General features: G+C 46.2%; 7 protein-coding genes, 15 tRNA genes and 1 rRNA gene. 1 reads left to right on the plus strand and 22 read right to left on the minus strand.

Going from position 1 to position 8,313, the window contains the following annotated elements; all coding sequences use genetic code 11:
* Positions 1 to 122: 122 nt before the first annotated feature.
* From HNR77_RS09800 to HNR77_RS09820, 5 genes are read right to left on the minus strand one after another with little or no spacing between them, the layout of a single operon-like run.
* Entirely contained in the window at positions 123 to 830 is a 708-nt protein-coding gene (locus HNR77_RS09800; protein WP_111273194.1) for a PspA/IM30 family protein, read from the minus strand.
* A gap of 1 nt (position 831) precedes the next feature.
* Positions 832 to 1,335 carry a PspC domain-containing protein gene (locus HNR77_RS09805; RefSeq protein WP_184183089.1) on the minus strand — a complete coding sequence of 168 codons (504 nt, stop codon included), beginning with the start codon at positions 1,333 to 1,335 and terminating at the stop codon, positions 832 to 834.
* Positions 1,336 to 1,352: 17 nt separating this feature from the next.
* On the minus strand, positions 1,353 to 1,589 hold the full coding sequence (locus HNR77_RS09810; protein ID WP_111273196.1) for a PspC domain-containing protein: 237 nt from the start codon (positions 1,587 to 1,589) through the stop codon (positions 1,353 to 1,355).
* Positions 1,590 to 1,593: 4 nt separating this feature from the next.
* Positions 1,594 to 2,265 (minus strand): PspA/IM30 family protein, encoded by a 672-nt coding sequence (locus HNR77_RS09815; protein WP_111273197.1) that lies wholly within the window; start codon positions 2,263 to 2,265, stop codon positions 1,594 to 1,596.
* Between the two features lie 35 nt (positions 2,266 to 2,300).
* Complete coding sequence (locus HNR77_RS09820; RefSeq protein WP_184183092.1) at positions 2,301 to 2,609, minus strand: LiaF transmembrane domain-containing protein; 309 nt, start codon at positions 2,607 to 2,609, stop codon at positions 2,301 to 2,303.
* 311 nt (positions 2,610 to 2,920) lie between these two features.
* Here HNR77_RS09820 and HNR77_RS30625 point away from each other — a divergent pair, with 311 nt between their 5' ends.
* On the plus strand, positions 2,921 to 5,341 hold the full coding sequence (locus HNR77_RS30625) for a helix-turn-helix domain-containing protein (RefSeq protein WP_184183095.1): 2,421 nt from the start codon (positions 2,921 to 2,923) through the stop codon (positions 5,339 to 5,341).
* 121 nt (positions 5,342 to 5,462) lie between these two features.
* Here HNR77_RS30625 and HNR77_RS09830 read toward each other — a convergent pair whose 3' ends face one another.
* From HNR77_RS09830 to HNR77_RS09910, 17 genes are all read right to left on the minus strand, one after another.
* On the minus strand, positions 5,463 to 6,350 hold the full coding sequence (locus HNR77_RS09830) for a class I SAM-dependent methyltransferase (RefSeq protein WP_184183098.1): 888 nt from the start codon (positions 6,348 to 6,350) through the stop codon (positions 5,463 to 5,465).
* 189 nt (positions 6,351 to 6,539) lie between these two features.
* Positions 6,540 to 6,618: transfer RNA gene (locus tag HNR77_RS09835), tRNA-Leu, on the minus strand.
* Positions 6,619 to 6,650: 32 nt separating this feature from the next.
* A tRNA-Cys gene (locus tag HNR77_RS09840) sits at positions 6,651 to 6,724 on the minus strand.
* Between the two features lie 6 nt (positions 6,725 to 6,730).
* Positions 6,731 to 6,805: transfer RNA gene (locus tag HNR77_RS09845), tRNA-Gly, on the minus strand.
* A 4-nt stretch (positions 6,806 to 6,809) separates the two neighbouring features.
* Positions 6,810 to 6,884 (minus strand) — tRNA-Gln (locus tag HNR77_RS09850).
* 14 nt (positions 6,885 to 6,898) lie between these two features.
* Positions 6,899 to 6,971: transfer RNA gene (locus HNR77_RS09855), tRNA-His, on the minus strand.
* 29 nt (positions 6,972 to 7,000) lie between these two features.
* A tRNA-Trp gene (locus HNR77_RS09860) sits at positions 7,001 to 7,074 on the minus strand.
* Between the two features lie 7 nt (positions 7,075 to 7,081).
* Positions 7,082 to 7,167, minus strand: a tRNA-Tyr gene (locus HNR77_RS09865).
* Positions 7,168 to 7,176: 9 nt separating this feature from the next.
* A tRNA-Thr gene (locus tag HNR77_RS09870) sits at positions 7,177 to 7,252 on the minus strand.
* 21 nt (positions 7,253 to 7,273) lie between these two features.
* A tRNA-Phe gene (locus HNR77_RS09875) sits at positions 7,274 to 7,346 on the minus strand.
* A 95-nt stretch (positions 7,347 to 7,441) separates the two neighbouring features.
* Positions 7,442 to 7,519: transfer RNA gene (locus tag HNR77_RS09880), tRNA-Asp, on the minus strand.
* A 28-nt stretch (positions 7,520 to 7,547) separates the two neighbouring features.
* Positions 7,548 to 7,621 (minus strand) — tRNA-Met (locus tag HNR77_RS09885).
* A gap of 17 nt (positions 7,622 to 7,638) precedes the next feature.
* Positions 7,639 to 7,714: transfer RNA gene (locus HNR77_RS09890), tRNA-Val, on the minus strand.
* Between the two features lie 179 nt (positions 7,715 to 7,893).
* Positions 7,894 to 7,965: transfer RNA gene (locus HNR77_RS09895), tRNA-Glu, on the minus strand.
* Positions 7,966 to 7,980: 15 nt separating this feature from the next.
* A tRNA-Ser gene (locus HNR77_RS09900) sits at positions 7,981 to 8,072 on the minus strand.
* A gap of 1 nt (position 8,073) precedes the next feature.
* Positions 8,074 to 8,149 (minus strand) — tRNA-Asn (locus tag HNR77_RS09905).
* Positions 8,150 to 8,218: 69 nt separating this feature from the next.
* Positions 8,219 to 8,313, minus strand: a 23S ribosomal RNA gene (locus HNR77_RS09910); the annotation flags it as partial.

The following is an 8,313-nucleotide window of genomic DNA, read 5'->3' on the forward strand; positions in this document are numbered from 1 at the left end:
TTTTCTTATTTCGTCGGAAAAGCCATAGCAGGCAATCAAGTCCTGTATGGCTTAACTTTTGTTCTACGATTCGTATAGTACACACGATCTATAGAATATCATATTGTCCATCATGCGAACAGTTATTCTTTAGCAGAATTGCTCGATTCATTTTTGGCGGCATTGCCCATTTTGTTTTTCAAAGCCTGCAATTGCTGATCTACCTTGAATTGCTTTTCCACATCAACCGGATTGGTATACGTAGAACCTGTGTTGCGGTATGGCGCACGTGCTACATCGGCTTCAGCCTCAAGCTGCATGATTTTCTCTTCCATACGATGGAATCCGAGGGATGCACTTCCGCTTTCGATGGAATGTAAACTGTTGATTGAAGACATTTGCTTTTTGGCTTTAGCCATCTGTGCACGGGATACAAGCTCATTGCGTTTGTTACGCATTTTGTAGAACTCGTCTTTCATGTCGTGCAGCTGTTGCAGCAAATCTTTCGCTTGTGCTTCGGATTGAGCATGCAGTTCACGGTATTCCGTAATTTTTTGATCAAAATAGATTTTCTCTTCCAGCAATTTACGAGCTACTTCTTCCTGACCATTAGCCAAGGCAGCTTCCGCTTGCGATTCACGTTGTACGGAAGTACGTTCCGCTTCATCCAGACGTTGTTTCATGCGACGCTCATTCGCCATTTGCTTGGCTACAGTAACCTCAGCCTCATGAATTTCGGCCTCCATGTCACGCAGGTACTGATTCAACATTACAATCGGATCTTCTACCTTATCCAACATATCATTTACAGATGCCTTCGTCATATCCTTAATCCGTTTAAATACTCCCATTTTACTTTTCTCCCTTCTCATAACGAGATAGTTTTTGGCGAAGCTCTTCCACTTCTTTTTTCAGTGCCTTTTTCTCAATATCTTTCATCATGGAGTCCAGTTCACTTTCGTTCTGGCTTCCTGTTCCATACATGTTGTTGTTGTCATAAGAGCGCGAACCTGCTTGCGGTCTGTTGTTATATCCTGGGCCTGGGCCAAAGCCGGGACCTGGTTGATTGTGACTGTTGTGATAAGGGTCTCTTGGTGGCTGCTGGTCGTAACCGCCATAACCTCTGCCTGGACCAGGTCCCGGACCGTAACCATATGGATCATATGGCGGGAACGGCTCTTTCGGTACCACAAGAGCGGCGATGAAGTAAATTAACAACGTTGTGCCTCCGGTGGCGAAAATACTGATAACAAAGATGATCCGCAGCAGTGTGGAATCCATTCCAATATTTTCAGATATGCCACCGATCAGACCAGTCATCATTCGGTCACGCGTTGAGCGGTATAATTTGCTCATGTGCTTTCTCCTTTCGTTTACTTGTAACCTCTGCCGCGATCTGGATTGATAACATACGGATCAGCGTAGTGGGGTTCCTTTGGTACAATCAGTGCAGCAATGAAGTAGATGAATAGTGATGTACCACCCGTTGCGAAGATACTGATGAAGAATATGATCCGTAGCAGCGTGGTACTTAATCCCAGATTTTCAGATATGCCGCCGATCAAACCTGTCAGCATACGATTTCGCGTTGAGCGGTATAATTTATTCACGTGACTACTCCTTTTTATCGTTATTGAGCTTTTGCTTCAAACGCTCCAATTCTTTGTCCAGCATAGAGGATGACATGCCTCCCGATAATCCGGAACCTTCTTGGCTCATGCGCCGGATGTCCCGGAGACTTTGTGCCTCATATTCAAGATCAGAGACCTGATCATCCAACTGGTTAAACATACGAGGTACGTTTTGACCATTGTAATTTCCACGTTGATTCATTCGCTGCTGCAGCTGGATGGTTTGCATCCGGGCGTAATAATATTGGCGTTTACTGTATACATTCTGATACTCTGCCTTCAACTGGTGAATCTGATCATCAAGCTCCTGCAGTGCGGCAGCACTTTGTGTGTACAGCTCATTGTATTGATCCATCTTTTCCTCATGCAGAATCTTCTCCTGCAAAGCCAGCTTGGCGAGATGTTCCTCTCCAGCCTTCAAGGCCATGGATGCTTGTTCTTCCCGTTTGTTCACCATTGCTGCGGCCTGATCAGCCTGCTGTTTCATTTGTCTTGTATGACTTGCATACTGGTGACGAAGCTTCTCAGCTTCTCCAATGTCTTGGCGGGTCGAGACCAGAAATTGATCAATCAATTTAACCGGGTCCTGACTTTGTTCCAGATGTTCGTTCAGAGTAGCTACGGTAATATCCCGCATTCGACGAAATACACTCATTAGGTTCTGTCCTCCTTTTCCTTAGTCGTGGAACTTTAGTAACGGCGATATTTGTTACGATTGTTACCCAGCATCGAGATTCCCCAGACGATTAATGCAATGGCGATAATCGGTCCGATGAGCCAGGAGAGTTTCCCCACCAGCGAGAGAATACCGATGACAAGCACGATCCAGCCGAAGACTGCGTTACCTTGCTTGACTCCGTAATATCCCAGTGCAATCATCAGGATCGGAATCAGATAACCCATCAGGTGTCCAAGCAGCGGGGTCAATTTTCCGAATAAAAGCAATGCTCCCAGCACGATTAACACGATTGCCCAGCCATTTCCTTTGTTCATTCTCATAATTGTTCTTCACCACCCTTTCCGTTTTGCTAATGTTTGTTTTAAGATTTGTTCATTCAGCTCATTTGCTTTGTTGTTTGTTTCCGTGTTTCTTGTTCAACCTTATGTCTTTATTCTAGGGGATTCTGTTATTTTTCAAAACAGACCGTGGACGGTTTTTGATCCTAGACTCAGGTCGGGGTTCCTCTTGGACCTTGGACTGTCCTTTTTAAATTACTTTTTTATCCAAATAAACAAAATTTAAGTTGTTCTAATTGAAAGCGTTTACTAAAATAAAGATAAACCTACTATTTACGCCAAGGAGTGGACCTGTGCGAAAATTAAGTTATCTTCATAAAATGATTATTTTCGGCCTGCTGTTAAGCACCGTACCCATTCTTTTGACGGGAATTTCCGCTATCGTGTACTCTTCCAGCCAGACTGAGCTGCACCGCACAGAAGCAAACGAGCAGTTGCTTGAACAAATACAATCCAATGTAGAACACAAGCTGGCTACAGTCAGCTATATGCTGGATCAGGCTGTCCGATCTCCAATCACACGCCGTTTCCTTACTGATCCTGCTTTGCAGCAACGAAGAAACCCTTTACAGGCAATCGAGCTGCAAACCGAGTTTCAGCATATGAGGTCCTGGGAGCCGATGCTGGACATTATGCTGGTTAATCAGTCCCAGAACTGGCTTATTGATCATGCCGGCTTGTATGCGAATACTCGCTTTCCATTATCTCTGCCGATGAAAGACCTCATTACAAATACGTTAACCTCGGGATGGCAGCTTGCACCATCATCTATTTTCAGTCATGAGAACAGCAGCGATAATACCCCTTCCGGGACAAGCTGTATCTATCATATTGCTCTTGCCAGAACAGTTCCTGATGTCGCTCACTCATCCAATGCAGCTCTAGTGGCTGGAATTCCAGCTTGTTACATGCAAAACCCACTGGGTCAATCTGTTGCAAGTGAGTCATCTGCCTCCGGTCTCATCATTATTAATCGGGATCAGCGGATCATTGCTCACCCGAATGCCGCGTATATCGGACAACCTTTATCCGCTTTGGGACTGAAGGATGGAAATAAAGGCACATCGATTGAAACCTTGGTACCTGTGACTTATTCGGATGCTTTTGCGAAACGTGAAGTGCGTTTTGCCGATACGGACTATTCATTGATTTATACTCCCTCAACGTTAAAGGGATGGACGTATATTCTCATCTCTCCCGAGAACACGTCAACCAAGGATTATATCCAAATCGGTTTTCACACGCTTTATATCAGCCTAGCTATGCTTTTACTTTCGCTGCTGCTCGCTTGGGTTGGCTCCAGGCACATGCTCGTTCCGATCAAACGTATTCTTGCTCTATTGGGTGATCACATGAGCGTTAAGGGGAGCGGGCATACCGTCTCGCTGAACCAGAATGTAGTGAGTCAGCCTGATGAGCTTGAACAGATTCGGCTGGGTGTCACCCGTTTATCCGATGCACGTTCCCAGTTGGAATCCACATTAAATCAGTATCAGGGCCAAATACGCACATATTATATGCTTCAATGGTTTCAAGGCCGGACTTGCCCTAATACCATGCATGAGACATTACGCGAACAGGGCTATGTTACACAGCTTTCAACATGGCAACACATTGCCGTTATTGCACTGCAGCCCGAACTGTTGAATCATGAAAGATATACGATGGAGGATCGTTCCCTGCTTTTATTCGCGCTTCAGAACATTTTGGAGGAAAGCATTAGACCAGATCAACAGCTGCTCCCCATTGTTTTGGAGCAAAACGTTGTAACGGTGGTGGGCACAAACGAGGAAGATAAGACGTTGTTCTCAAAACAGCTTTTGCTACGAACAGAGCAGCTGCAGCTGCAGATCCATGAGGTGCTTGACTTGAAGGTGAGTATCGGCTTGAGCCAGCCACATCTTTTCATGGATCATATTCCGCAAGCCTATAATGAAGCCATGGATGCCTTGAAACATCGAATGCGGCTTGGCGCTGGCATTATTGTTCAATATGGGCAATTTGATCTGGTTTCTACAGCATGGGCTATGACTTACCCTGAGGCGCTGGAGTATTCCCTGCTTCAGTCTATTCAACAAGCAGACGAGACTATAGCTGCTGCGCAATTGACTGAAATGATGCAGACGGTATTTTCGCTTGAATGCACCCCGGAAGAGTATCAGGCTGCTCTAATGAGGCTGTTGACACGAGTCCTGCAAGTGGCTCAAGAATCGGGAGTAAGGCTCTCACAGATCAGTGCAGGCTCTCGTTCCCTTTTTCAGGAGCTGCATAACTTACAGTACGCCGCAGAGATCGAGCAATGGTTCTATCGAGAGGTGATTCTGCCCGTTATTAATATTTTCAGAGAAAGACAGTATGCACAATATCAGAACATTTCCGAAAAGATGATTGCCATGATCCAGCAAGATTATGATAAAGATTTAACCCTCGAGGAATGTGCTGAACGTCTCCATTACAACGCCAATTATCTAAGCAGTGTTTTTCGTAAAGAAACCGGTGCCTCCTTTAGCGAGTACCTGACCAGATATCGGTTAAATATCGCCAAAAGATGGCTGGATGAGAGTGAATGGACGGTAAAAGAAATCGCAGAGCGGCTCCGGTACACGAATCCACAGAACTTCATCCGTTCCTTTCGCAAGTGGGAGGGTATGACTCCCGGAAGATACCGGGAGCGCAAACAGCATCCAGAACGGGCCGTTAAAGGTTTACAGTGATCCAATATAGAGTGACTAGTACACAGAGAAAAGGAAAAGATCTCATCAGAGCCAATATTACCGACAGCCTGCTGTTCATTCTCTGTAGACCACACCGCTTTTTCATCCAGGTCTACACGTTCTATCTTTTGACAGCAGGCACGGTTTTCATATGTGCTTGTTCCAGATGAATAAGCATTTTACCAAACCTTGCTCCACGTGAGAACGGGACTACACCTGCTTGATATGTTTCACGAATATATTTCTCAGCTTTACTTACAGCTGCTGCATCAAATGGCATATCATAAGTGTGCAGCCATTCTGGCAGCTTTTCAATTAATTCTTCCACTGTAATCTCAAAATCATTTATTTCTCTCGTAACAATCATTGTATATGAATAACCTTTAAGGTAAAGCAGCTGCTGGAGGTATGCCATATCTCCTGCCTTATAAGGAACCTCCATGCCAAGCACCGTTCTTAGCTCATCCATAAGCGTATGCTCCTTGGTACCCGCCATCATGCTGACATACACATATTTCCGGGCACAGCTTATGGCTTGCTCAATCGTTTCCCAATCCGACATTGCCGGGCACATCGATGCAAAGACGATATCGTATTGTTTCTCCCAGCCTTTGTCCTGAATAGATATCTCTTCGAATCGCTCCGATACGATCGTAATGTTATTTTGCAGCTCAGCAGGGATCGTTTCCTTCATTAACGAGACAAGCAAGGCAGAAGGCTCAACTGCAGTGACTACAGCACCCTTTTCTGCAAATGGAATCGTGAAAATACCAGAGGCCGCACCTACGTCAAGGACCGAGGCTCCTTCAAACGCCACCCCCTGATTTTCAATCCATCCCATAATGCGTGCTGCACGTTTCTGACCTTCGTCGGTGAACGATTGGGCGTGATAATTACGAGCCCAACGCTCAAAAGATTCCTCTGTATCAAAGGGCGCACTTTTTTTCTGATACCTTGAACTTCTGGGACGTGTCTTCCAGGCTTCTTCCCACACACCGAGGTCAAACAAAATCTCTGTATTTGCTGTTAATGGCTGAATCTTCAGCTTCTACACGTCCTTTCAATTTAAAGACTTAATATATCTACAATATACTGGATGGCATGGAACGTCAACTTTTATGATTCGGTTGATGTTTTATGTATTTTAGAAAAAACAAAAAGAGTCTCTCAGATATAATCTTGAGAAACTCTTTATCAATACCGGCGAGAGGACTCGAACCTCCACGGTTTCCCACTCGATTTTGAGTCGAGCGCGTCTGCCATTCCGCCACGCCGGCTTATTTAACTGTAGCATATCCGGTAAATATGCTGGAGGCGCCACCCAGATTCGAACTGGGGATAAAGCTTTTGCAGAGCTGTGCCTTACCACTTGGCTATGGCGCCTTATTATGGAGCGGACGACGGGAATCGAACCCGCGACCCTCGCCTTGGCAAGGCGATGCTCTACCGCTGAGCCACGTCCGCATAATGGCTGGGGATATAGGATTTGAACCTATGCATGACGGAGTCAAAGTCCGTTGCCTTACCGCTTGGCTAATCCCCATTAGATAACAAAGGGGCGATCGAGGGGAATTGAACCCCCGAATGCCGGATCCACAAACCGGTGCGTTAACCACTTCGCCACGATCGCCATATAAAATACATTCATTAAGATTTAATTGGCAGGGGCAGCAGGAATTGAACCCACACCAACGGTTTTGGAGACCGTTGTTCTACCTTTAAACTATGCCCCTATAAAACTGGTGGAGGATGATGGATTCGAACCACCGAACCCGTAAGGGAGCAGATTTACAGTCTGATGCGTTTGGCCACTTCGCTAATCCTCCAGGATTAAATGGTGCCGGCGAGAGGACTTGAACCCCCAACCTACTGATTACAAGTCAGTTGCTCTACCAGTTGAGCTACACCGGCATATTAAATTTTCTGTAAAGGTGGCTCGGGACGGAATCGAACCGCCGACACGAGGATTTTCAGTCCTCTGCTCTACCGACTGAGCTACCGAGCCGTAATAAAGTTTAAGCTAGAGTCGCTACACTTTATCCAGGGCATCAGTGCCATACAGCAGATGTAGTGAACAACTTCCCTCATGTAAAGCTTAAATGGCGGAACCGACGGGATTCGAACCCGCGATCTCCTGCGTGACAGGCAGGCATGTTAGGCCAACTACACCACGGTTCCATATCACTTTCAATTAAGAAAGCTACTATTGCGGGGGCAGGATTTGAACCTGCGGCCTTCGGGTTATGAGCCCGACGAGCTACCGGGCTGCTCCACCCCGCGTCGTTATAAAAAGTATATGGTGGAGGCTGAGGGGATCGAACCCCCGACCCTCTGCTTGTAAGGCAGATGCTCTCCCAGCTGAGCTAAGCCTCCGAATCAACACATTTAAGATCTTACCACATATTAGATGTCTAAGTCAACATCTTTTTATTGCTATGACCCGTAGGGGATACTCTCACTTCGTTCGAGACTGCGAAGCAGTTCCTAACGATGCTCATCCTCCGACGAACCTTTGGGATTCTCATCCCTTCTTAAAGCAATAGGTATTGCTATGACCCGTAGGGGATTCGAACCCCTGTTACCTCCGTGAAAGGGAGGTGTCTTAACCCCTTGACCAACGGGCCTTGCTAAAAGAATTATGGCGGAGAGAGAGGGATTCGAACCCTCGAGACGCTTGTGACGCCTACACGATTTCCAATCGTGCTCCTTCGGCCAGCTCGGACACCTCTCCATGGCTCCCCGAACAGGACTCGAACCTGTGACAACTCGATTAACAGTCGAGTGCTCTACCAACTGAGCTATCAGGGAATATGCATTCAGAGTGTTGTTCTCTGAAAACTAGATTCGAAACGAAACTGACGCTCATTAGACTTGCTATTGGATAAGCCCTCGACCGATTAGTACTGGTCAGCTCCATGCATTGCTGCACTTCCACCCCCAGCCTATCTACCTCGTCGTCTTCAAGGGGTCTT

The organism is Paenibacillus sp. JGP012, assembly GCF_014203995.1.
GTDB classification, from domain to species: domain Bacteria; phylum Bacillota; class Bacilli; order Paenibacillales; family Paenibacillaceae; genus Paenibacillus; species Paenibacillus silvae.

Excerpts from the sequence above, each read along its gene's own strand:
- HNR77_RS09805 (WP_184183089.1), bottom strand. The coding sequence starts at position 1,335 with ATGAGCAAATTATACCGCTCAACGCGTGACCGAATGATGACTGGTCTG.
- HNR77_RS09800 (WP_111273194.1), bottom strand. The coding sequence starts at position 830 with ATGGGAGTATTTAAACGGATTAAGGATATGACGAAGGCATCTGTAAAT.
- HNR77_RS09820 (WP_184183092.1), bottom strand. The coding sequence starts at position 2,609 with ATGAGAATGAACAAAGGAAATGGCTGGGCAATCGTGTTAATCGTGCTG.
- HNR77_RS09815 (WP_111273197.1), bottom strand. The coding sequence starts at position 2,265 with ATGAGTGTATTTCGTCGAATGCGGGATATTACCGTAGCTACTCTGAAC.